This window comes from Rheinheimera oceanensis (assembly GCF_018831085.1).
GTDB classification, from domain to species: Bacteria; Pseudomonadota; Gammaproteobacteria; order Enterobacterales; family Alteromonadaceae; genus Alishewanella; species Alishewanella oceanensis.
Genome location: NZ_JAGPNM010000006.1, coordinates 274,099 through 298,999 on the forward strand (window position 1 = coordinate 274,099; position 24,901 = coordinate 298,999).

Below are 24,901 nucleotides of genomic sequence, written 5' to 3' on the forward strand. Positions count from 1 at the left end.
TGCGGCTAAACACCAGGGGAACCCGGTTAAAGCCCGGGATAAAACACCGTTAAAGTTTAGTAATGGTCATTACCGGTGCCAACGGATTTGTGGCATCCACACTAAAGCGGTAAGTGCCTACTTCGGTTACATCTAACGACAGATCTCCGGCGTTATGCTCCAGAACTTTGCCAGTACCCAGCGTCATGGCACCGCTACCAGCACCATAGTTAATCGCTCCCCAGGTAGCATCAGCGAACTTGAAGGTATACTGTTTAACGGTATCCAGCAGTAAATCTATCTGGTAAACATTACCGCCAACATAAGTCATTTCATCTATCGGTTCCCAGCTGCGTGCACCACGCAAATATACCGACGTTCCCACACCATAAGGTGGTAGCTCCTGTACCGTTAGTACCGGTGCATCTTTATTTGTGGCATCCAGTACAAAGGCATAGGTTGCACTGTTGGCAAAACTAACCTGCAAATTCCCACCACCGGCTGCCAGTGTTTTCGCCTGTAGCAGTGTCACTGCCTGACCATCGCCGCCGGCACCGAAATCTACTGTTGACCAGTCTCCCGAGGCAACTTTAAATTCGTAATTACCGGCAACAATATCAATAATGGCAATATAAATACCGCTGCCATCATATTCAAAGGCATCCACCTCACCCCAACCATTCATACCACCGCGAACATAAATGGTGGTGGCTTCGTAGGGTGGAATATCCGGAGCACCTGAGGTGGCATCGGCTGCCAGGCCTGTGCCTTGTGCGCCCTGCTGCTGTTTTACAAATACCGCCATCGTTTGCGCCGGTACGGTAAAGGTGCCCTCGTCTACGCCCTGGCTAAAACTTGCAGCCCGCACTCTGGTATCGGCAGAGGCTTGTTGAATGGGGTGTAAGTCAAAGCCTGCAGCTGTACGTACAGTATGCGATTGCTCTTGCGATGTACCGTTAATAACCACAACCAAGGCATCCAGCATTGGATCCAAATCGGTTAAACCGGCGCCGTCGTCAATGCTCATCACAATTAAGCCCTGAGTCTGGTTTTTGCCAATATTATGAAAACCCAGCCGGTCAATAACGTCCTGCGCAGTCACTAAACGGAACAGCGGGCTGGCAGCACGGATACTTAAAAATTCTTTAAATACGTCGCTGGCAAAACGGATATCGTCTGCTGCCGGTTTGGCATTGGGGTTAGTCAGGATATTGCTGATACGTGACCAGTTAGCCTCGTTTTTTTCTGCCAGCGGTAAACCAATAGCAAAGTTGTTGGTTTGCATGCTGAAATCAACAAAGTTAAACCAGTCGCCGGAGTCATAACTGTCGCGGTCCATTGATTTTGACCGCAGGAAGTCATCACCCATTTGTAAAAATGGAATACCCTGGCTCATCAGTGGTATGGCAATAGCCATATTATGCACCCGCACCCGCTCGTCGATACTTACACCCGGAGCCAGGCCATACTGCAGCTGATCCCACAATGTTTCGTTATCGTGTTTGGATACATAGTTAATAATATCAGCCGGTCTTTCGGCATAGCCTGCCGCCTGGCCATTCCAGCTATAACTTGATGCCGGGCCTGCAATGCCCTGATAACTTTGCAGCACATAGTCTTTTAAGGTACCGGCCAGGCCGATACGGATCAGATCCTGTTTGCGCAGATTCTCCTCTGTTGCCTGATTGCTAAACAGTACGGCATCACGCACTTCATCGCGCAGCCTGTCGTTAAAGGTGCCGACGCCTGAGCCTGCCATATCCTGCTGCTTGGCCTGGACAAATAAGCGGTTATTGGCAACTTCACCGAAGTTCCAGCCTTCACCGTAGAAGTACACATCAGGCACCACGCTACGCACTATGTCGCGGGTAGCCAGAATACTGTCTTTCGGATGGTGGCCCATTACGTCATAACGGAAGTCGTTAAAGCCAAAATCCCGTGCCAGGATCACCATTGAATCCTGCATAAATTTTTCGAACATACGGTGCTCAGTAGCCGTATTCTCACAGCAGGTTGAACGCTCCATTGCACCGCTAACTGGGTTATAGCGGTGGTAATAACCAGGCACGATTTTGTCGAACACTGAGGTGGTGTTAAGGCCAGAGGCGCTGGTATGGTTGTATACCACATCCAGCACAGTACGCAGGCCAAGATCATTCAGGGCCTTGATCATTGCCCGCACTTCTTTAATACGCACCACACCTTCCGGGTTAGAGGCATAGCTGCCTTCCGGGGCAATAAAATGCTGTGGATCATAACCCCAGTTAAAGCCATCAATACCGCGGATAGCCTGCACCAGTTCCTGTGCTTTCTCGCCAAAAGGTGAGTAGCCTTGCAGTACTGACAACAAGCTGTCACCGGCACTGGTATTACCGCATACCGGCGCAGCAGCGTTTAACTGACATAAACGGCCAACCGTATCAGTCAGCTCGATTCGGCGGCTGGCATCTTCGTTAATATTGGCCTGGTCGTTTAATGGCAACAGGTGGAAATGGGTTAAGCCGTTATCCGCTAAAGATTTTAAGTGTTTTACCGGTTCTGAATCTGTTTCGGTAAAAGCCAGATACTTACCACGGTTAGCGGCAGTGACACTTTGATCACGGATTGAAAAATCCCGCACATGGCCTTCATAAATCACGATATCTTCCGGTTTGGCTACGGTAGGAATAGTGCGCTCATCCCAGCCTGCCGGTTTTAGGTCATCATCATCCAGGTTAACAAACTGACTGTAGCGGCCATTGGTAGAGACACTCAGCGAATAAGGGTCGGTCGCTTCAGTCGTTTCTACCTTACGGGTTTGCGGATGATAAACTGTGACTTCATAGCGGTAAAACTGGCGGTCCAGCGCACTGTTGCCGGCATAGCTCCAGATACCGGTTTCGCTGTCGGCTGTCATAGCGTGGGTAGCAGTAAGGGTTTTGCTGGCGTTGTATACCTTTAAATTCACACTGCGTGCCGTTGGCGCCCATACTTTGGCGGTAATATTGCCGCCTTCGTAAATCAGCCCCAGGCTTGCTTCGTCTGCGTCGTTATCGCCTTTGGTATACAAGTCGTCCAGCACTTTTGCAGCCTGCACCCAGGTGGCTTCCAGCAACGCATTGTCGCTGCCATACGCCGCCAGCACTAACTGATTTTTCAGCATGGCTTTGGCTTCATCAGCGCTAAAATCAACGCTAAATGCGCTTTGCTCTGCCAGATGCGGTACTAAAGCTTTTTGCTCATCGCTAAGATTTACCGGCGTTAATGACACGACACTGCCGGGGATTTGCTCGTCGAAGTTTACGTCAAGCCCGGCATCTGCAGCGTAGTGCAGCTTTACCTCTGCTGCTGTTTTGGCTATCGCAGAGCTCCAGACAAACGTATGCTGATCAATCCAGTGTGCAGCAGCCCCGGCAATGCTAACGCCTAACGACACCACCGGGTACTGGTACACGTCAGGCTTACCGGAGAAGGTCCAGTTCATACGGGAGAAATCCGGTTCACCTTCCGGTTGCTGTTGCGTCAGCGGCATTTTCATGTCGGCGTCGCTTAAGTCTTTCTCATCGCCTTTATGCACAATAAAGTTGCCGCAGGCCCCTTCAGTACCGGCATAGCCCGGTTTTAAGCTCAGTATCCAGTAAGCACCGTAGTTGACATCTACACCATTATGCACCAGGCCATTTTGCCAGGACGGTGCCAAAGAGGATTGCTCATAGGCATCGCAGCTTTCGTTATTCCAGGTATGTAATACCCAGCCGGTATAATTACCGTCGGGGCGTTTATAAAATAATACCGCCTGATTAGCGCCGGCCATAACCACGGGCTCAGGGGCGCCGGGGTCATAACCAATAATACAGGACTCATTATTGGCGCTGGGAAACGACGGTTTTTTGCATTTTATCGGTGGCGGATCAACACATTCTTTGCCTGCCGCATCAGGAATTTGCGGCACATTGCAGGTTAGCAGTACTTCACCGGGTTTAGTTGAATCACCACCGCCGCAGGCGGCCAGCAGGTGTGCTGCCAGTGCCAGAGCAGCGAGCTTTAGCAGTTTTATTGTTGTCGTCATTATTGTTGCTCCAAAATCCGGTTAAAAGGTGTACACCGCGCCAAGGTAGAACTGGCGGCCAAAAAACTGGATAGTGCCGGTTTGCGCTTTGTCACCGAAATAGCTTTTTGTTGGCTCGTCTGTCAGGTTGTTAACCTGAAACAGCACCTTGAAATTGTCGTTAATGTCGTATGAGGTTTGCATATCGATCACCGTTTCACTGTCAAAGTTGGTGATTTGCTCATCTATGCCCACCTGGGACGACACAAAAGGCGAGCGATAGCGGGCGCTGATGCGGGCGTCAAAACCTTTATAGTTCCAGAATACCGTACCACTGAACACATCTTGCGACAGGCCTTCAAAGGTAGTTTCTATCGCGGCACCACCCAGGCTGTTAATCAGGCTGACTTCACTTTCGGTATAGGAATAGCTGCCCTGCACTCCCAGGCCGGACCACAGCTCAGGCAGGAAATCGAATACCTTGGTAAAGGCCAGTTCGGCGCCACGGATATAGCCGCCTTCGCCGTTATTTACTGCGGTAGAGAAAGCCCCGTTAAAGGTGGGGCGCGGAATACCATCTTCATCAATAATAACCTCCGGCACATCAAAACCTGCACCAGCGAAATCAAACTCCTGAATGGTAAAATCATTTACAAATGACTTAATATCTTTGTAAAACAAAGCAAAAGCGATGGCCCCCGACGGTATGTAGTATTCATACGACAAATCATACTGGGTAGCCTCAAACGGCCGTAAAAACGGGCTGTTGGAACTATTGCCATTGATTTCACCGTCATCACTGATGGTAATAGAAGTATTAGACGCCAGCCGGTTAATCGGTGGGCGCGACATCACTTTGGCAGCTGCAAAACGAATTTGCGAGTTGTCGGTAATGGCAAAATTCAGGTTAAGTTGCGGCAACACATCAGTGTATTTTTCACCCAGAACACCAGGCGCATAACGGGTGTTTACTAGGCCGGCGTCATCGGTAATATTTTGTGCACCACGTAGCGGATCGCCATTTACATCGGCTAAGTCGGTAGCACTTTGATCGGTTTGCACCACACGTACACCAATATTACCGGTTAGCGGAATACCAAAAATTTCCGTATCCAGATTTGCCATCACATAACCGGCCAGCACATCTTCGTATACTTCGCCGCTTTCCAGCATTGTCCACCCTGTGTCCGGGCCATTGGCTACTTGCTGCGACGGCAAAATGCCGGCATTGCCGGTGCCCCAGGTTTGCACCGGTTGCGGAATGCCCTGTGGGAACCAGGCATTTAATGCTTTATCCAGATCTATCGCCAGGTAACCGGGGTAAGTGGCAAAGTCACCTTTAAAATTCACCACCTCTACCATGTCAGCAGTTAAGCGCAGTGGCGGCTGCGAGGTTAAAAAAGCGCCATCGCTACCATACTCAAACACAGAACGATTATTTTTATAGGTACGCTCGGAGTACCGTACACCGGCTTCCAGCGCAGCAATAACCGGCATATCCAGCGCCCATCTGGCATCAAAGCGGTAAGCGGTAACCTCATCGTCGTTCACATAAGGGTAAATACCGTATTTGCTTACCATTACTTTATCAATATCGGTAAACGCAGCGGCCTGGTTAAACCCAACGCTTGGCAGGTTAAGGCCATTCAACAGATAAGAAATTGACACATTGCTGTCCAGCACCGGCGTTACGGTGCTGGCATCTTCAGCAACCAGGCTCCATAACAAGCCGTTGCGAAAATCGCTTTTAGCACTGGAATGCGACACGTCAAATGACAGGTTTACACTATTGCTGACATCCCAGTCGGCATTAATACCAAAGCTGCGTACTTCGTCGTAGTCGCGGTTATCATCGTTAACCAGTTCTACCCGGGTAAAGCTGCTGGAGGTACGGTTAAAAGTGCCGCCAATGACAGAGCTGCCGTTTAATACCGGGTTACCCAACGCCGCTGTAGGGCCGCCAAACTTAACCCGAAAACCCCGGGCAAAAGCTTCTTTATCAAATTTGGATAAAAATGCATCGGCTTTTAGCGTAAAAGCATCATGTGGTGTCCATTCCAGCGCGGCCATATAACCGTCGCGGGTTTCTTCACCGCCCTTATGCTGCAACTCAAAGCCTTCGCTGATAAATTCGTTAACACCATCATCATTAATATCTTTCTGGCCATTGTAAGCCAGGCCAACAAACTGGGTAGCTACGCTGGGCTGATACAAGCGGGCATAACCGGCGGCAAAGCCCAGCGTGTCGCCAAGAAATTTCCCCTGATACGACATACTAAAACGGTGACCAAAATCGACTCCGTCCGGCACTTCATTGGCACGATCGTTATACATGCCGCGGGCATTTACGGTAAAGGTATGCTGTTTTTCGTTGCGCAGCGGGCTGGCAGTTTGCAGCTCTACCGTACCGGCTACACCGCCTTCAATTAATGAAGCTTTTGGCGACTTATACACCGCCGCCGAGTTAATTAACTCTGACGGATACTGGTCAAACTCAATATTACGCTTACCACTGGTAGACACCTGCTCACGGCCGTTTAAGGTTGAAAATACAAAACCACCCGACATACCGCGAATATTAATTTCTGCTGCCTGGCCGCCGGTGCGCACCGCTGAAATACCCGGCAGGCGGGTCAGTGCATCGGCCATCGACACATCCGGCAAGGCGCCTAAATCGTCGGCAGAGATGGTTTCAGATACCGTGTCGCCAAAACGTTTGGCGTCCAGTGAGCGGAACAGGCTGCCGGCAAAGCCACGTACCTGAATAACTTCCACATCGTCTAATGTCTGTTGATTTGCTGATTGCTGTGCCTGCTCTGCTGTTTGTGCCACAGCAGAACATGCCAGGCTACCCACCCCTGCCATAGCAAGCGTAAGCAGACTAAGCTTGAACTTATTCATGCCCTGTTTCCCCGTTTTATTTTTATCGCGTTTATTTTTATAAAGGGTTGCGCGCTCCATGCGACCGGCATGAAAACCTGCAGCCTGTTGTTTCAGTGTTTATTTATTAACCGTTAACCACTAACCCGCAATATGAATACGTATTCAGTCGCCCATTGCAGTGCAAAAACGCCGGAGCTGTTCCCGCAGCTGCACCAAACTGGTATATAAAACAGGTAGGGCTCTGTACAAAGCACTGTCTATGTGCAGGCAAAGCCAGCAAAAAGCACAGCTTTGGTGCATCAGTACAATTCAAACCGCGTGGTTAGAACGCAAAGACAAATTAACAGGCCACGGCAGGTTACCTGCCGCAAAAAAGAGAAATGATATGCTCAACATTAAACTGACACCGGTTATGGCCGGCTTGCTGGCGGCAGGTACACTGCTTTATGCCACGGCGGCAGCGGCTTTTTGCCCGCAAACCTCAGACGCCACACCAAAAGGCCCGATTGCGCTGAATGAACAGGGCGAATTTGTGCCCGGCTGGGCTAAAAGTGCAGTGTGGTACCAGGTTTTCCCTGAGCGCTTTCGTGATGGCGATCCCTCTAACAACCCGACAGCCGCCGATATTGCCGGTGCCGATCCGGTAGAAAAACCCAAAGTGTGGCAGGTACATCCCTGGGGCAGCGACTGGTACAAGTTACAACCTTACGAAGTTAGCAATGGCGAACCGGAACTGTGGAAACACCTGCTGCGCCGCCGCTATGGCGGTGACTTACAAGGCGTGATCGACAAGCTGGATTACATTAAAGACATGGGTTTCAACGCCATTTATCTTAACCCGGTGTTTGATGCCCCATCGCTGCATAAATACGATGGCGCCAGCTTCCACCATATTGACCCTAACTTCGGCCCTGACCCGGACGGCGACCGCGCCCTGATGGCCAAAGAAAACCCGCTGGATCCGTCCACCTGGGTGTGGACCAAAGCCGACGAGCTGGCGCTGGAGCTGATTAAACAAGCAAAACAGCGCGGCATCAGAGTGATTTTTGACGGCGTATTTAACCATATGGGTGCTAACAGCTTTGCTTTTCAACACCTTAAACAGCACCAGCAAAACTCACCTTATAAAGACTGGTTTACCGTACACAGTTTTAAAGACGAAAAAAACGGCACCGAATTTAGCTATGAAGGCTGGTTTGGTGTGCCATCGCTGCCTGAATTTAAAGAAGATGAAAACGGCCTGGTACAGGGCCCGCGCGATTACGTGTTTGCTGCTACCGAGCGTTGGATGAACCCCAAAGGCAAAGGGGCAGAATATGGTATTGATGGCTGGCGGCTGGATGTGGCCTTTTGTGTGGCACACGGTTTCTGGAAAGACTGGCGCGGCCATGTAAAAACCCTTAACCCACAGGCCTATATTACTGCAGAAATTGTGATGCCGCCCGAGCTGGTAAAACCCTACCTGCAGGGTGATGAGTTTGATGGCGAAATGAACTACAACTTCGCCTTCACCGCCGCAGAGTTTATGTTTAACCCGCCACCACATAACATCAGCGCCACAGAGTTTGATGCCAAGCTGCGCGAGATGCGCGGTTTATATCCAAAAGGCGTAGCTTATGTAACACAAAACCTGTTTGGCAGCCATGACTCCAACCGGATTGGCTCGCACATTGTTAACCGTGGTATTGGTAACTTCCGTGACTGGGGCGATTATTTTCAGCTATCACAGGTTGGCAGCAACCCGGATTACAAAGTACGTAAACCCAATGACGAAGAACTGCGCCTGCAAAAGCTGTTTGTTATTTTTCAGATGACCTACGTTGGCGCACCTATGGTGTATTACGGTGATGAAGTAGGCATGTGGGGTGCCAATGACCCGGATGACCGCAAGCCTATGATCTGGGACGATATTAAGTACGAAGACGAAGCAACCAACCCCAACGGCAGTAAACGCCCGGCCGACAAGGTTGCAGTGAATAAAACGCTACAGCAGCACTACCGTAAGCTGATCCGGTTACGTAACCGTCTGCCGGCATTACAACTGGGAGATTTTACTACCCTGCTTACTGACAACGACAAAGAACTGTATGGCTTTGAGCGCCATTATCAGCAGCAGCGGGTACGGGTTATTCTGAATAACAGCGATAAACCACAGCAAGTGACACTAAAGCGCGATCAACTGAACTGGCAAGAGCAGATTGACCAACTGCCGCTATCGGTAAGCGGCGATAAAATCAGCCTGACCATACCGGCTAAGTGGGGCGCGGTACTGCTGGCACAGTAACGGCGTCTGCCAAACGACAAAGGCCACGGGATAAGGTGGCCTTTTTTATCTTAACGCCCCTGTTGCAAAAACTGCTGATGCGAAGGTAACTGTTCTGCGGTGCGGCTGATAATGGCTTTTAGATCGGCCAGAAAACCGCTTAACTGGCCATCGGTTAGGCTATCTGCCAGCGGGTGATAATGCTGCGGCCGCAAATGCTGCCCCAGCATGACCTGCTGCCAGGCCACCTCGGTAAACAACTCATCCTGTTGACGAAACACCGCGCCGGACTGGCGAAACAGTTCTATGCGTTGTGCCAGTGACTCCGGCAGTGCCATAGTACGGCAATACTGCCACAAGCCGTGATCAGCACGCTGATTCAGGTAGTAATGCAGGATGATAAAATCGCGGATGGCTTCAAATTCCTGCTGTGACTGGCGGTTATACTCGCGGCGCAGCGCGGCCATATCGGTTTGTTGCGGGAAACACTGCACCAACCGCACCACGGCACTTTGAATAAGGTGAATACTGGTTGATTCCAGCGGCTCGAGAAAACCACTGGATAAACCAATAGCCACACAGTTTTGCAGCCACTGTTGCTTACGTCGCCCGGTTACAAAGCTGATTTTGCGCGGTTCGGCCAAAGCTTCAGCATCCAGATTACTTATTAAAGTATGGTGCGCAGCACTGTCGTCTAAAAACCGGCTGCTGTACACCAAACCATTACCGGTACGGTGTTGCAGCGGAATACGCCACTGCCAGCCACCATTATGGGCAATAGCACGGGTATAAGGCATAACCGGCAAGGTAGCGGCTGTTGGCACTGCCAGTGCGCTGTCGCAGGGCAGCCAGTGGCGCCAGTCTTCATAACCGCCGCCTAGTTCCTGGCCAATTAACAATGCACGCAAACCTGAGCAGTCGATAAATAAATCTGCGCTAAAGCTTTGGCCATCCTGTAATGTTACGCTGGCAATATCACCGGCCGGGGTTTTAACAACTGCACCAATGGTGCCTTCGGTTCTGACCACGCCAAGCTGTTCACTGTAACGGCGTAAAAAAGCCGCGTACAGGCTGGCGTCAAAGTGATACGCATGCAGCAACCCCTGCAGCGGCGTATTGGGAATGTGCGCTAAAGGCGCATATCTGCCGGTATGAGCAGCCTGATAATTAAGTGAATAATCCCAAAAACTGCTGCTATCGCCGCGCGCCTGTGCCGCCAGCCAGTAATGATGAAACGAGGTGACACCAAGTTGTCTGCCAACCGGGCCGAAGGCGTGCATATAGCTGTCGCCTTCTTTACCCCAGTTTTCGAACTGAATGCCCAGTTTTATTGTGCCTTGTGTAGCCTGTAAAAACTCGGCTTCGTTAATACCCAATGCCGCATTAAAATGCTGAATCGCCGGTATAGTGGCTTCGCCGACACCCACAGTGCCGATAGCGTCTGACTCTATCAGCCGGATACTAAGTTGCGGGCCCATCAGCTTTGCTAACATGGCGGCTGTCATCCAGCCTGCTGTACCGCCACCTACAATAAGCACTTGTTTTACCGTGCTATTTTCCATATTGACGCTCCCCTGCTGCAATAAAAAAGCCCTGCTTTAACATAACATTAAAGCAGGGCCTGATAGACAGCTATCTACTACTTAAAATTTATAAGATAAACCTGCCATAAAAGTACGGCCATAACGCTGATACTCGATAATATTGCCATTTTCTGTACGGACAAACGGCTCATCGGTAATATTGTTGGCCTGTAGCAATAAGGTCAAACCTTCAAACTGACCGGTATCAAAGCTGTAACTTACTTGTGCATCAACCACAGTTTCGGCTTCAATCATCTTCAGATCACGGCCACTACCAAAACCGGCAATTTCACCCAGGAAGTCAGAGCGGTAACGGCCACTGACGCGGGCAGCAAAACCGGCGTTTTCATAATATACCGTTAAGTTGGCAACACGTTTTGACAAACCTGGTAAAGGTGTAGAGGGGTTATTAGGATCTGATTCAATACTGCTGTCAGTCCAGGAACCGGTCAGAATAGTACCAAAGTTTTCCAGTGCCGGTGTCAGCATAGCACCGCTTAACGACAGGCTGAATTCCAAACCGTTAATACGGCCACCTTCGCCATTCTGGGGCTTAGTGGCAACGCCTTCGTTAATTACCGGGGTAATACCACCCGATGGATAACCGGTAAAGTCCTGAATAACCGCTTGCTCATAAATATAGCTTTCAAGGTCTTTGTAGAACGCTGCCAGTGACATATAGCCCAGGCTGTCATCAAAGTAATACTCGTAAGACACGTCCAGTGCATTAGCTATCCAGGGTTTTAATGCCGGGTTACCACCGTTGGCACTCCACGGAGAGTTACTTTCCGGTGTGGCCTGGGCATTGTTGTTTGCCGGGTTAAAACTGAAATCCTGACTGGCACGCAGTTGGTCCATACGGGCACGGGCCATAGTACGGGCTAAACCCAGGCGCACAAAATGGCCTTCACCCAGATCAAAGCTCAGGTTCATACTGGGCAGTACTTCCCAGTATTTATCACCGCCTTCAAGGCGGAAAGAAGATACGTCAATACCGGTGCCAGAAGCAGCCAGCGCATAAGACGACTGGTCTGTGTGTACCACCTGGGTACCAAAGTTACCGGTTACCGGAATTTCGCCAATGCTGGTACTTACACCCACTTTAACAAAGCCTGTTACCACATCTTCCTGCACGTTCCAGTCTTTAATCAGGACGTCGGCATTGGGGTTACGTACCAGTTCTAAGGTACCTGATGAAATTAACTCACGCGGATCGTAACTAACCATACCCGGTATGCCAAAAGCAGACAGGCTGGTTGTACCCCTAACATTTGGAATAGCTGCGCTGGTAGCGCCATTAGGTAAACCAAGGAAATATTCATTGGCTTGTTTATCTTTTTCGCGGCTGCTGACATTCAGACCAAACTCTACTTCGTCAAAAACGTCATGTTCAATCAGTGTCTTGGCACTCAGACGGATCTGGTTCAGCTCGTCAGTAATGGTCGGCGAATTGTAGTAACCCAGCTGGCCGCCAGGGATAATATCGCCACCCCAACCTTGCGGGCTGGTAAGCAAAATCAGCGCAGGGTCGGCATAGTTCAGGCCGGCATTAAAGGTGGCTCCTTTACCGTTCATCTGGAACTGAATAGTGTCAGTTGCACCCGAGCCTAAAGTACCGGTACCGGCATCTGATTCCAGAATAAGGTCGGTACGGTCCAGTTTTGAATGGCTCACATCAACAGTACCAAACCAGTTATCGGCCAGCTTAAATTCGGTTTTCCAACCTGCTGAAAACAAGTCACTTTCGCGGAAATTACCATGATTACGTACTATGGCTTTTACACCGCTATAGGTGCCCGATGTTACCAGGCCGTTTTCTACCACCGCATCGCTAAGCGCTGCGCCACCCCACAACAGCGGCATTTCGATAAAACTGGTGCGCTGGGTTTCATCAAACTTGGAGTAATACAGATCAACTGTTGTGCTGAAATCAGCATTCGGCTTGTACTCAAATACACCGATAAAACCATCACGCTCTAACAAGTTAGAGTTAGCATACACTTTGGCACCGCCAATGACTTTATCGCCATCGTCGGTATCAGCGTAACCCCAGGCTTCAAAACGTTCAATCTGAGTAGGGTTAGACATATTGGCATAACCCAGCGCAATACCAATAGTGTTATCTGCAAACTGGTCGATATAAGAAATGCTTAAACGACGGCCGTTGTCATCTGCACCGGCATTTAACGCATCAATCTGGTTCCACTCGTAGCGGGCATTCACTGCCACTGTGGTTTCACCATGCTTTAGCGGGCTGATCAAGCGCATGTCAGCCGTACCGGATAAACCCTGCCCCACTAAACCCGCGTCTGGCGTTTTATATACCACCACGCCGCTTAACAGCTCCGAAGGATACTGATCAAACTCTACGCCACGGTTATCACCGGAGCTTACCTGCTCACGGCCGTTTAACAGCGCAGTACTGAAATCCGGCGATAAACCACGGATACTGATCACCTGGCCACGGCCGTTAAGACGCTGGGCAGTAAGGCCAGGCAAACGGGCCAGCGATTCAGCAATACTAACGTCCGGTAACTTACCGATATCTTCTGCCGACACCGCTTCAACAATAGATGAGTTAAACATCTTAATGTTTTGCGAATCCTGCAAGCTGCGGCGAAAACCTGTTACCGAAATTACTTCGATTTGCTCATCAGCTTTGGCCTGTTGTTCTGTAACCTGATCAGTAGTTTGCGCATATGCCATTGAGCAAGTACCGGCCGCAGCCAGCGCCAGCGTAAGCATACTGAGTTTAAATTTAGTCATGTCCTTCATCCCCGGTGTGTTGTGTGTGCTGTCTGTCAGCTGTAAGCGCAGCCGTATCAGTACAACCAGACTTCTGTCTAAGGCTATTTATTAAACTTATTAGCGCAACACCTCAATATGAATACGTATTCATAATTACTAAATTGCACAAATGCAGAGCGCCACCAACACAGAGTGCGCCAAAGTGGTGCAATTTACTGTTTTACTGTCTATTGCAGTGTCCGCAACCTGTTTTATCAGGTATAGCAGAGATATAGCTGCCGGTAGTGGCTTAGTTACATGATATTTTCAATGCATACGTATGCAGCAGGTTTAATAAATACACAACCCTGATTTATGCTTGCACCACCATATGGCAGAGCGTAGCAAACTCGTGGATCTTGCTTTGCTGCCAGAGCGGAGCAAAATATGACAAGTACTATTCTGACGGGATACAGCCTGGCGGCATTTGATAGCAGCCAGAGTACACAGCCACAACAGGTATTAATGCAGCTGCGCCAGTTTATACTGCAGCAATTGCCTCAGGCGCCCCGGTTAACGGGTGCTGCAAGTAGATTAAATATGAGCAGCCGTACATTACAACGCGCCCTGCAACAGGCAGATACCAGCTTTCGCGAGTTGGTAAGCCAATGCAGGCATCAACTGGCGCAACAGTATTTACAGGATGCCAGCCTGAGCCTGCAGCAAATTGCCTACCAGCTTGGGTTTGAAGAACAAAGCAGCTTTCAGAAGGCGTTTAAATGCTGGCAGGGTTGTTCACCAGGTGTATTCCGCCAGTGCCGGCACCCCGCAGCAAGCAGACGTAGTTATTTATCCGGACTGAATCAGCCGGGGTTACAGGTGAATTATGGAATTAATTAAGCAACTTGCCGCACTGGTGGGTTTGCAGGACAGCTACGTACACGCACAGGGCCACACCGAAGTTATCAGCCTGGATAAACAACAGGCGATACTGCAGGCTATGGGCTATGACTTAACATCTGCTGAAGTTATACAGGACAAGATCGTTGAGCTAAGCGAGCAACCCTGGCTTGAAGTTATCGCCCCTGTCACCGTGTGCCAGCAAGGCGAGCCACTGCGCATCCGCGTGCAGCAGTTACAGCAAAATGCTGTCAGCGACTGGCAATGGCAAATTCATACCGAAGAGCAACAGCAATTCAGCGGTAACCTGACCATTGCGGCGAAAGATATCAGCGAACGCAGGCAAACCCGCCGGGGCGAAGTACTGGCCGCTGAACTGGTTTTAGATATCAGCCTGCCACTGGGTTATCATCAGCTAACGCTAAGCAATAACCGGCAGCACTACAACCAGCAACTGATTATTACACCGCAGCGCTGTTTTCAGTTGCATGACAAAGCCGTGCTGCATAAAACCTTTGGCCCGGCGATTCAATTATATGCGGTTAAATCAGCGCGGAACTGGGGCATCGGTGATTTTGCCGATTTACAACAAATGATTGCACCACTTGCCGCACAAGGTGTTGACTTTATTGGTTTAAACCCATTACACGCCCTGTACCCGGAACTGCCGCAGGATTGCAGCCCCTACAGCCCGAACAGCCGCTTATGGTTAAATACTGACTATGTTGCACTGGAGCAGACAGCAGATTTCAGCGATTGTCTGGCCGCACAGCAACTGGTTGGCTCTGAAAGCTTTCAGCAGCAGCTACAACATTTGCGTGCACAAACTTACGTAGACTATACCGGTGTGGCAGCAGCCAAAAAGCAGGTAGCCAGCTTACTGTTTCAGCACTTTAAACAACAACATCTGGCAAAAAATACCCCTCGCGCCGCACAATTCCGGCAATTTGTGCAAGATGCCGGCGACAGCCTGCAGCAGTTGGCTATTCATCAGGTACTGCAGGGGCAATTATTCCGGCAAAGCTGGGATATGGCAGCCTGGCAGAACTTTCCGGAGCCATTACGCAGCCCGCATAACAGCGCGGTAGCAGAATTTGCCAGCGCAAACAGTGATGCCATAAATCAACAGCTGTATTTGCAATGGCAGGCTCAGTTGCAACTGGCTGATGTTAAGCAACAGTGTCAGCAGCATGGCATGGCAATTGGACTGTATTGCGATGTTGCCGTTGGTACCAGCCGCAGCAGTGCAGAAAGCTGGGGCGCACCGGAAGATTATCTGCTGGATTTAAGCGTAGGTGCACCTGCTGATATTATGGCGCCCAAAGGCCAGAATTGGGGTCTGTTAGCCTACAACCCACAAACCTTGCGGCAAAAAGCCTATCAGCCTTTTATTGAATTGCTACAAGCCAATATGCGCTTCGCCGGTGCGCTACGGCTGGATCACGTCATGGCGTTGTTACGCTTATGGTGTTGCCCGCTCGGTGCAGATGCCACTGCCGGAGCTTATATCCGCTTTCCTGCGGCCGACTTATTTGCCATTCTGGCACTGGAAAGCCAGCGCAACAGCTGTGTGGTCATAGGGGAAGATTTAGGCACAGTGCCGGTTGAAATCAGCCATTTACTGGCGCAGTATCAGGTATTGTCGTACCGGGTATTTATGCTTGAGCAAAAGCCCGGCAGCTACGATCACGCCGCCCAAACCTATCCGGAACTGGCACTGGCAACCGTAACCACACACGATATGCCAACACTGGTCGGTTACTGGCAACAGCATGATTTGGAACTGCGGCATGAGCTCGATTTATTTCCTAATGCTCAGGTAGCAGACAGCCTGTATCAACTGCGCACAGATGAAAAACAACTAATGAGCCAGCGCCTGCAACTGCAGGATGGCGACTATAAGCAGTTAATCCGCGCCAGCCACTTATTTACCGCGCAGCAGCCCGCCCGCTTATTCGCCTTTCAGTTGGAAGATTTGTTGTTAATGGCAACACCGGTGAATATTCCCGGCACCAGTAACGAATATCCAAACTGGCGCCGCCGTCTGACAGACAATATCGACGTCATTTTGCAGCGCCCGGATGTACTTCAGCTGATCGCTGATATCAGAGCTGCCAGACAGCAATAGTGCGCTGGCAATGCCGGAAAACCAGAACACGGTTTTCCGGCATATAGCTTTACACTTTTGAAAGTCTGCCCTATCGCTGGTAAACGCAGGTTTGAACTGTCGTTATTAACTAAATCTGCATTAACTATAAAGCCTGGCTATAAATGATATCGCCAGGCTCACTCTTCTAATGCTTTGTCTTTAATAGACAACTGAATGACTCTGTCAACCGAGGCAATGGTTTCTGGCCGGTGTGCAATAACAACCCGTGTAATATTCAGCTGTTGAATGGCTTTGCTGACATAAGATTCAGTTTTGGTATCAAGATGGCTGGTTGCCTCATCCAGAAATAGAATACGGGGTTTTCGGTATAACGCTCTGGCAAGTAGTATGCGCTGCTTCTGCCCTCCGGATAACGCAGACCCCATATCGCCAATCAGGCTGTTGTAACCCATTGGCATTTGCATGATGTCATTATGCACAGCGGCCATTTTCGCACATGTTTCTACCCAGGCCATGTCGATGTTGTCTTCAAAAAAACCTATGTTGTCACGAATACTGCCAGACAGAAGCTGATCATCCTGCATCACAGCAGCTATCTGCCGCCGATAATTGCTTATTCCCATGTGCTCCAGCGCAACGCCATCAATCTGAATACTGCCACTGGCGGGCTGTAATAAACCCAGCATGACCTTCATCAAGGTTGTTTTGCCACAGCCGGACGGGCCAACCAGAGCTACCGACTCGCCTGACTTTATGCTGATATTAGTATTTTGCAGCACAGGGCGGGTAACGTCGCTGTAGGAAAATGAGATGTTTTTTAACTCTATCTGGCCCCCTATCTGATGCTGCCTTTCCTGTGGGGGATGAAGCTGCTCTTTGGCTGACATCGCGATATCACCAATACGCTCAAAGTGCAGGCTTAACATGCGGAACTGAATCAACTTATCTATCAGCCGGGCCATCCGATCCATAAACTGGGTTTTATATGCCATAAAAGCGAATAACATACCGGTACTAAAACCGCCGGCAAGTACTAAACGGGCAGCCAGATAAACCACCAGAATATTTTCCAGCCCAAACAACAGGCGGTTTACAGCCTGATAAGAAATATTAAAAATGCCAAGATTAATAGATTTATTGGTGAAGTTAATATAGTGGTTTTGCCAAAGCCCTTCACGTTTGGCTTCAGAGCCAAACAGCTTAATAGTCTGCATTGCTCTGACGGTTTCCATAAAGTTCGATTGCTCGTTAGCACGGGCCAATATCTCCTGCTCGGATACCATACGCAATGAACGGTACATGGCCAGCCGGAACAACGCATATAAGAGCACAGCGACCACCACCACTGCAGTAAGCGAAGGACTGTAAATCAGGATTACCACCAGAATAGCAGACGCCATCAAGCCATCGATTAGTGTTTCAATAACGCCTGTCGTTAATAGCTCCCGTACTTGCTGCAGCGAACCAAATCGGGAAACAACGTCCCCCATATGCCGTTTTTCAAAATAATTTAGTGGCAAACGAATAAGGTGATGAAACAGGTTGCCGGCCATCTGTATGCTAAGCTGACTGCCAAAATGCAGTAGTACAAAACTGCGGGCAATAGTTGTGGCTATTTCAAATAGCAACACCATACTAAAACCAATGGCCAGCACCAGCAATAAGCTTGTATCGCGGGTCAGGATGACATCATCAATAACCAGCTGCATATAGTAAGGGGCAATTAAGGTGAATACCTGTAGTAAAATAGAAAACACAAAAAGCAGCGTTAGCGAGCGTTTCAGGCCAGTGATTTTTGACCAAAAGTTAGATAAACCAAGCCTGGATTGGCCTTCTTTCAAAGAAAAATTATTAGTAGGGATCAGCTCAAGCGCAATACCGGTGAAATGCTTTGCAACTTCCGACATAGGCATCTTACAGGAACCGCTTGCCGGATCGTGTATATAGCACATATCGCCACTGACTTTCTTTAACACAACGAAATGGTTTAGATCCCAATGTAGAATGCATGGTGTTTTTAACGCTGGCAACCCCTCCATTTCTATGCGTAATGGCCTTGCTGAAAGCTCCAACCTTTCAGCAAAATTCATCAGGTCCAGTAGGGTACAGCCCTCGATAGACAACGAAAATTTGTGTCTGAGCTCATTTAAACTGGTGTGATACCCGTGATATCCGGCCACCATGGCCATACAAACAAGACCACATTCAGCCGCTTCTGTCTGATACATTACGGGTAGTGAATTTTTATGCCAAAATGTTAACTTTTGCATGGCTGCCTGCATTACAAACGTCCTTTCAGGCTGAAAATAGGATCAAATAACCAACGTATAAGGCTGCGTTGCTCTGTCACGATATCGGCATCTAATGCCATGCCTGCCCGCAGAGATAGTTCACGGTTGTAGGCATAGATAAACTGCTGCTGTAAACCTATGCGCACCCGGTACGCAGGTTCTTCCAGAACCAATGCTGGCACTTCATCCGGCATAATCACAGTACGGCTGATTTCCAGTACTGTACCTTCATGCACTCCAAAGCGTTCATAAGGAAAGGCATGAAAACGAATACGGGCTTGTTGCCCACTTTCAATAAATGCAATAGCCCGGGTCGGCACATAAACAACGGCTTCCAGTTTCGTATCGTCAGGTAAAATGCTCAATGCCACACTGCCTGCAGCAAGATGCTGGCCCGGCTTTATCAGAATACCAGTTACCGTTCCGGCTACAGGTGCTGTGATTAATGTCGATTGCTCATGCTGCAAGCGCGTAAGTTGATTACGCAACTCAGCAATCTGATTGTCGAGTTGACTCTGGGATGCGTTAAAATCTAACGGCTGTTGTTGCTGTTCGCTAAGCTGCTGTTGCAGTTGCTCTTCTAACACCAATTGCTGATTAACTAACGCCTGCTCCTGCTGCTGTAACGACAACAGAGTATCTTGCTGCCGGCTTAACTCAATATTGGAGATATACCCTGTGCCGGAAAGCTGGGAGATCTGACTAACCAGATAGTCATTTAACTCCAGCCGTTTCTGAAAGGTCGCATACTGTGTTTGTAATTGTTCCTGCTGTTTCTTCAGGTTGTCTATCCGTGCTGCTGTTTCTTTTAAGCGCAGCTGATACTTCTGCTCTTCCTGTAATTTCTGCCGCTGTAAGTTGGTTAGTATGATACTCAATTCTTTGCCTAATGCCGCATTTAGCTCAGTCTGCGCTGCTGAATAGTGATTCATTGTCAGTTGCAACAAAGCTTGTCCGGCTTCAACCCGCTCACCTTCTGTAATAAGAAATTGTTGCACAGTACCAGGCTGGTTGGCTTGCACCCGTATAATTCCCTGTTCAGGCTGTAATATGCCAAAAACCACTTCTTTTCGTTTATAGCTACCTGTAATCAAAAACAGCAGGCTAATAATCAAAATAAAGCTGATTAATGCCGCAAGTAACGTAAACGTTGGAGGTTGGGTTAAATTGACCTCCCCCTGAAGGCGGGACTGTCTGGCATCTAAAACCTGCTGACGGAAAAGTGATTTCATCTATGGCATGGACCCGGAATATGAGCTCAATTGTGATTTATTTGTTTTTTCGAGCTCTCAGAAAGATAACGCTTTCTTAGGAAATCGTAAATAACAAACTCCTGCTCACGGCCATAAGCTTTGAAAACACGGTTGTTGAGCATATGTAGTAAAGACGCCAGTAGTGTATCGAGGCTGCAGGTAAGGCTATCAGTCTGTTGCAGTTGTTTTATTTGCTCTGCAACAGGCATTAGCATCTGCATGTAGCGTTGGCGCAGTTCTGACAACTGCTTTGTCAGTTGGGTATGATTGCTGTCAGGCTGGTTAGCGGCAAAATCTTGTCTGATATAGTGAGCTTGCTCACGGTATTTTTTCCCTAATTGATTGCGTAAATAAGTATGCTCCTGAAACTCTTGTCCAAACTTATGTCTTAGTTCACTTATAAGCTTTAGTTTTTCGGGGAGGCTGTAACCAAACCCCTCCTGTAACGCATCAGACAACTGCAATGCCAGACGCCATCTTACAGATTCACCATACTCAGAGATTAGTTCAAGCCCCTGTAATATAATATCGCTGTCTGCCATAAAAATATGTTCTGCAAATACAATACCTTGCTCGCCTCCATAGCGCTCAATCTCCCGCTCATAAGTAAACAGCTCCAGCCGATGCAATTTATTACAGCTTAACCATCCGGACAGAGACTGTTGCAGCTGAGGCAGTAGCTGGCTGTATAGTTTTTCAGGATTACCATAAAACCGCAGGCGAATATGCCAGTCAGGATCCGCATAACGTATAAAAAACCACTGTTCGAAGCTTTGCTGTACGCGCATCTTTTCAATTAACGGTTTTATATCTTCCAGCAGCATTTGTTCAACAGTGCTGTTAGCAGCATATAATTTAATACTCAGCCACTTTGAACCAGGCTGAAAACGACGCACAGTTGTGGAGTTGAGTTGTGCTTGTGGGTTCTGGTGTAGTACCTGTTCCGCAACTGCAGCATTATTAACTAACGGAACAATAATCTCATGAGCAAAAGAGCCTTCGTCGTTGCTGACATAGCTCTGATATTGCATGACCAGCGACTCCTTTAACAATACATACCTTTGGTGCTGGGTTTCCGCTAACAACAGATTGACCATAAAAGGATTGTGCAAATCTAAAGTAAGAACGTTGTCTGCAACGGCATAACAGACATAACGTTTAATCTGATATTTTTCACACAACTGGTCCCACGCTTCAGCCTGCCATGCTTCATGCTGTACTAACGCCGCCAGCATGTCACGCTTAACCCGCCAGTGAGTTTCATGCAGAATAACGTTGTCAATTTGTACGCGGGGCACATATTCCATCTGGTTGAAGGATGCAGGCATAACAAAATGAGGTAGTTCAGCTTGTTGGTGCTGAAGCATACAGAGAAAGCGGTAAATACCAAGAGCATGGGATGAGTAATTATGTGCAGAGGTCAGGCGGGGAACCACCTGCTTGTTCAGCCTTTTAGACCACAACTTTACCTGGCCGCTTTCGATAAATACAAACAGATCGCTGACAGCAATTTGTTTGCTTTCATCAAGAGTGGTATCAGCCAGAAATACAATTTCATAGTCACGCAATGATGGCCTTGAAATAACATTACCCGGGCGGCCGTCCGGCATATGCACCACTTCGGCAAATATGGCCCCCGGTGACAGGCTTTCCTCTTGCTTCAGGTATTGCCTTACCCGGCCAAGTAATTGCTCATCAAGGTGGCAAAAGCGCCCCAGCATATTTGCGCCAGATGGCCCGGATAAACCATGCAGATGAACTAACAGCTGGTTATTCTCATCCTGATACAGCGAAATATTCATTGCGAATGAAGCGGGAAGTTGTTTGAATATTATGCTTTTATCACGCTCTTTTAGTAACACCTCTGATTTCAACTGCAGAGTTGAAGCATTGTTTTTAAATGGCATTTCCCGTAACAAAAGCTGCTCAAGCTTACTGACTTGATTACCCTTGTCTGTGCCAAGTGAGGCAGTAATATTCAGGCCTGCCAGCAAAGGTGACTCATAGCCTGTGTCCGACGAAAAAGAAATCCCTGCTTCGTCATCTAATATCTGTAACAGTGGCACAAACTGACCTTCATACCGTTGATTAAATTGCCGGATAAAAGCATCAAAATGCCCTTTTTTTTCAGATACTGTGGTTTTTAAAGCCAGAATTGTTTGCTGTAAGGTGTTTAAAAGAGAAGTGTCGATCTCAGCGTACGCCATTGTTCGCCAGGTATCACTCTGAAACAGTTTGTTTTCAGAGACTTTATAAGGCAGTTCCTTCAGTGCGTGATACATCACCCGGTATTCATCGGGTGTGCAGGCGTTGAGGCGATCATAGATTTGCAGATCTGCCAGTATTTTCTCCAGCGCCTGTGCTGTTTGCTGCGCTCCGGCCTGTTTCAGAGAGGTAACAAATGATTCTCCGGTATTACCAGATGTAAGAGGCAGTTTAAGCTCGGGAATAAGCACTTGTTCCTGAAAAAGTTGCTGCAGGTAATGTTCGATATCTGAGATATTTGCTTCCGGATACTGTTCCGAAAACTTCTGTACCAACAGCGCTTTCTTTTCCCCTTTTGCGGCCAGTTTCAGCACAGTATCAAGATACTCATCCTGCTCAACCGCACTAAGCCGGTACTGACGTTTATCTGCAGACTGATAAGGTTCGATATAGTGGTAAGTATGGCCCAGCAAATAAAGTGTTGCGTTCGGCTTGTAAGAACACTGCGCTATTTCGGCCGGATTCTGTGCCAAATCCTGCTGGATAGTTCCCAGATAAAACATGTCCAGCCGGGTCTTACGTTGCTCAGCAGCCAGTGGGGCAGGTTTAAGCCTGGTGTTTTCATCAAAATTGCCTGCAGCTACCCCAGCAAATAAACCAAAAGGCGTTGCTCTGCTCCCCATGCGTATAAGGTATTTAAGCAAAGCATAAGTGACTTTCACACCTGATTTACTGTCAGGTTTAGCATGCCAGAGTGCTAAACGTTCCAATAACGACGGGCTGGCCAGATAAAGTGCTTCTTTCACTCCGGGTGATGCCAGCCAGCCGGATAAATAATCCCGAAGTTCTGCTTCTGAAGCAGGGAGATCTTTGACTATTCTGCAGCTAAGTCGCGGAACACGGATAACAAAAAAATCGGCTTCTAATTTCGCAGTACTGGCCATTAAACACCTGTATTTCTATTATTATTTATTGCAACAGTAGGGCTTCTGTCCAATCAGCTTTTTGTCCCAGAGCAGTCAGTAAATACAAACCGATTCCGGCATAACCATTCAATAAAGAGGTATCCTCCAGATAAGTGGGTTGCCCTTCGTCTTCCCCAAGCCGGTAAAAACCTTTCAGACCCTGAGTTCGATATAACATTAAGAGTTCGTTATGCCAGAATTGCTCAGCCAGTTTTATCTGAGGATCTGGGCAATATTCTGATAACAGGCGAAAGCTAAGTGCTAAACCAGCTATACCGTGGCAGATAGCCGCGTCCTGAACAAAACTTTGTTCGTATGTTCTGTGACTGGCATGCAGGCAAATTTCAGTCGCAGCACAGATAAGGTCATCCCTTTGCAGCAATTTCCCTGCACGAAATAATGTCAGAGCAATTGTCAGGTCTCCGTAACACCACCCCAACCGGGATGTTGATGGTTTCTCTGCAACATTACCAAAGTAACAACCATATTTTTCCAGGTCCTGACGTTGTCTCAATAGCCAATTACATCCGGCATTCAGAAGTTGCCTGGCTTTTTCTTTTTGCCGGGTTAATCCGTCATGTAAAGCAATTAAAGCGGCTAAGACAGCCGGAACCCCATGAGCCAATCCCAGATTAAACTCAGGGTTGTTATTATCTTTATTGAAACGATAGATTGAAGACGGAGGCGTGTTCCAGGCACAAGATGATTCATCCATAAAATGCGCTTGCCTGTGCAAAACTGAGATCAGTAACTCACTGCAATTAAGTGCCTGCTGACAACGATTTCTTCTGGCCAGATATGCTGCAATACCACTCACTCCAAGTACATATTCGATATCTGTACTATCTGAAACCTGTTGCAGATACTGTTGTACAAGAATATCAGTGTTCTGGTTAAACTCCGGCTGATAGCTGTCGGCCTGATCCTGCAAAAAGGTTTCATATAACCAGGCAATACCAGTTATACCAAGACCAAAAGACATGCCAAAGGGCTTGGTGTGATCGACCGTTTCCATTTCCGACAGACGCTTATTAAATAACGATTCAGATACCTGCTCTGGCAAGAATTTGCCTGCATGCCATAAAAATAACAGATGCCCGCTAAGCCCAGTTAACAGGCCAGAACTGAGGGCTTTTTCCGGTATATTTTGTATTTCGTTGATCAGTTCCCTGACAATACTCTCTGCTTCATCAGTCACACTGCTTTGTTGCATCATTTTCCTTAAATGTTTTTAGCCAATGTGTGGCTTCAAAAATATAACTATCTGAAAAATTCTTTGTAAAAAGGCAGGGAGGTACTCCCCCTGCCTGCAGAGGTAAAAAGTGTCAGATTAAGGAATTTGACAACAAGGGCTAGTCATGCCTGTTGGGTCAGAAATACGACAGCCTGGTCTGTTTGGACTGTCCACAGATGGCTGCGGGCACCACTCTGTTACTGCACCACCACCAACCTGAGGGGTAAGCTCATTTGGCAGAACTTCAGCATCTTGCGATAAGTTCACTAGTTGTTTTTTGTTTAATTCAAATTTCATTTTATATTCCTTTAGTTTTCGCCATAAACGAAAGTTATAATAATATTTCTTTCGATTTTAGCAGTTTCTTTTTAGGGAATTTGACAACACCTAAGCGTCGAACCTGAGTAAGCGTCCATTTTAGGACGTATTGACGCCTTATAGATTTCGGCCAAGCATCCTGGCTAGATGTCTTTCATGATCT

12 protein-coding genes are annotated in these 24,901 nt (G+C 48.3%); 3 read left to right on the forward strand and 9 right to left on the reverse strand.

The window, feature by feature from the left end:
• Positions 1-49 precede the first annotated feature (49 nt).
• Together pulA and J3B89_RS14880 are read right to left on the reverse strand one after the other, a co-directional pair.
• A complete protein-coding gene (gene pulA, locus J3B89_RS14875) occupies positions 50-4,027 on the reverse strand; it encodes a pullulanase-type alpha-1,6-glucosidase (protein ID WP_215398393.1) in 3,978 nt (1,325 codons plus the stop codon).
• A 21-nt stretch (positions 4,028-4,048) separates the two neighbouring features.
• A complete protein-coding gene (locus J3B89_RS14880; protein WP_215398394.1) occupies positions 4,049-6,907 on the reverse strand; it encodes a TonB-dependent receptor in 2,859 nt (952 codons plus the stop codon).
• Between the two features lie 367 nt (positions 6,908-7,274).
• On the opposite strand from J3B89_RS14880, the gene J3B89_RS14885 reads away from it, so the two are divergent.
• Entirely contained in the window at positions 7,275-9,173 is a 1,899-nt protein-coding gene (locus J3B89_RS14885) for a glycoside hydrolase family 13 protein (RefSeq protein WP_215398395.1), read from the forward strand.
• Positions 9,174-9,223: 50 nt separating this feature from the next.
• Here J3B89_RS14885 and J3B89_RS14890 read toward each other — a convergent pair whose 3' ends face one another.
• Both J3B89_RS14890 and J3B89_RS14895 read right to left on the reverse strand, forming a co-directional pair.
• Positions 9,224-10,714, reverse strand: a complete 1,491-nt coding sequence (locus J3B89_RS14890; protein ID WP_215398396.1) for a tryptophan halogenase family protein — start codon at positions 10,712-10,714, stop codon at positions 9,224-9,226.
• An 81-nt stretch (positions 10,715-10,795) separates the two neighbouring features.
• The gene (locus J3B89_RS14895) at positions 10,796-13,501 is read right to left on the reverse strand and encodes a TonB-dependent receptor (RefSeq protein WP_215398397.1); all 2,706 of its coding nucleotides are present in this window, start codon (positions 13,499-13,501) and stop codon (positions 10,796-10,798) included.
• A 408-nt stretch (positions 13,502-13,909) separates the two neighbouring features.
• Between J3B89_RS14895 and J3B89_RS14900 the strand changes: the two genes are divergently transcribed.
• The gene (locus J3B89_RS14900; RefSeq protein ID WP_215398398.1) at positions 13,910-14,362 is read left to right on the forward strand and encodes a helix-turn-helix transcriptional regulator; all 453 of its coding nucleotides are present in this window, start codon (positions 13,910-13,912) and stop codon (positions 14,360-14,362) included.
• Positions 14,349-16,490 carry a 4-alpha-glucanotransferase gene (gene malQ / locus J3B89_RS14905; RefSeq protein ID WP_215398399.1) on the forward strand — a complete coding sequence of 714 codons (2,142 nt, stop codon included), beginning with the start codon at positions 14,349-14,351 and terminating at the stop codon, positions 16,488-16,490. The genes J3B89_RS14900 and malQ overlap by 14 nt, the downstream gene beginning before the upstream one ends.
• Before the next feature lie 158 nt (positions 16,491-16,648).
• Here malQ and J3B89_RS14910 read toward each other — a convergent pair whose 3' ends face one another.
• From J3B89_RS14910 to J3B89_RS14930, 5 genes are all read right to left on the reverse strand, one after another.
• A complete protein-coding gene (locus tag J3B89_RS14910; RefSeq protein ID WP_349814225.1) occupies positions 16,649-18,754 on the reverse strand; it encodes a peptidase domain-containing ABC transporter in 2,106 nt (701 codons plus the stop codon).
• Positions 18,754-19,785, reverse strand: a complete 1,032-nt coding sequence (locus J3B89_RS14915; protein WP_215398401.1) for an HlyD family secretion protein — start codon at positions 19,783-19,785, stop codon at positions 18,754-18,756. Before J3B89_RS14915 ends, J3B89_RS14910 begins: the two co-directional genes overlap by 1 nt.
• A gap of 236 nt (positions 19,786-20,021) precedes the next feature.
• The gene (locus tag J3B89_RS14920; RefSeq protein WP_215398402.1) at positions 20,022-23,165 is read right to left on the reverse strand and encodes a lantibiotic dehydratase; all 3,144 of its coding nucleotides are present in this window, start codon (positions 23,163-23,165) and stop codon (positions 20,022-20,024) included.
• A 25-nt stretch (positions 23,166-23,190) separates the two neighbouring features.
• Entirely contained in the window at positions 23,191-24,384 is a 1,194-nt protein-coding gene (locus J3B89_RS14925) for a lanthionine synthetase C family protein (RefSeq protein ID WP_215768301.1), read from the reverse strand.
• A 132-nt stretch (positions 24,385-24,516) separates the two neighbouring features.
• On the reverse strand, positions 24,517-24,717 hold the full coding sequence (locus tag J3B89_RS14930) for a hypothetical protein (protein ID WP_215398404.1): 201 nt from the start codon (positions 24,715-24,717) through the stop codon (positions 24,517-24,519).
• Between the last annotated feature and the right edge of the window lie 184 nt (positions 24,718-24,901).

Bases quoted from the DNA above. Each gene is read 5' to 3' on its own strand.
- J3B89_RS14900 (WP_215398398.1), top strand. From the start codon at position 13,910: ATGACAAGTACTATTCTGACGGGATACAGCCTGGCGGCATTTGATAGC.
- J3B89_RS14890 (WP_215398396.1), bottom strand. From the start codon at position 10,714: ATGGAAAATAGCACGGTAAAACAAGTGCTTATTGTAGGTGGCGGTACA.
- J3B89_RS14895 (WP_215398397.1), bottom strand. From the start codon at position 13,501: ATGACTAAATTTAAACTCAGTATGCTTACGCTGGCGCTGGCTGCGGCC.
- J3B89_RS14930 (WP_215398404.1), bottom strand. From the start codon at position 24,717: ATGAAATTTGAATTAAACAAAAAACAACTAGTGAACTTATCGCAAGAT.
- malQ (WP_215398399.1), top strand. From the start codon at position 14,349: ATGGAATTAATTAAGCAACTTGCCGCACTGGTGGGTTTGCAGGACAGC.
- J3B89_RS14910 (WP_349814225.1), bottom strand. From the start codon at position 18,754: ATGCAGGCAGCCATGCAAAAGTTAACATTTTGGCATAAAAATTCACTA.
- J3B89_RS14920 (WP_215398402.1), bottom strand. From the start codon at position 23,165: ATGGCCAGTACTGCGAAATTAGAAGCCGATTTTTTTGTTATCCGTGTT.
- J3B89_RS14885 (WP_215398395.1), top strand. From the start codon at position 7,275: ATGCTCAACATTAAACTGACACCGGTTATGGCCGGCTTGCTGGCGGCA.
- pulA (WP_215398393.1), bottom strand. From the start codon at position 4,027: ATGACGACAACAATAAAACTGCTAAAGCTCGCTGCTCTGGCACTGGCA.
- J3B89_RS14880 (WP_215398394.1), bottom strand. From the start codon at position 6,907: ATGAATAAGTTCAAGCTTAGTCTGCTTACGCTTGCTATGGCAGGGGTG.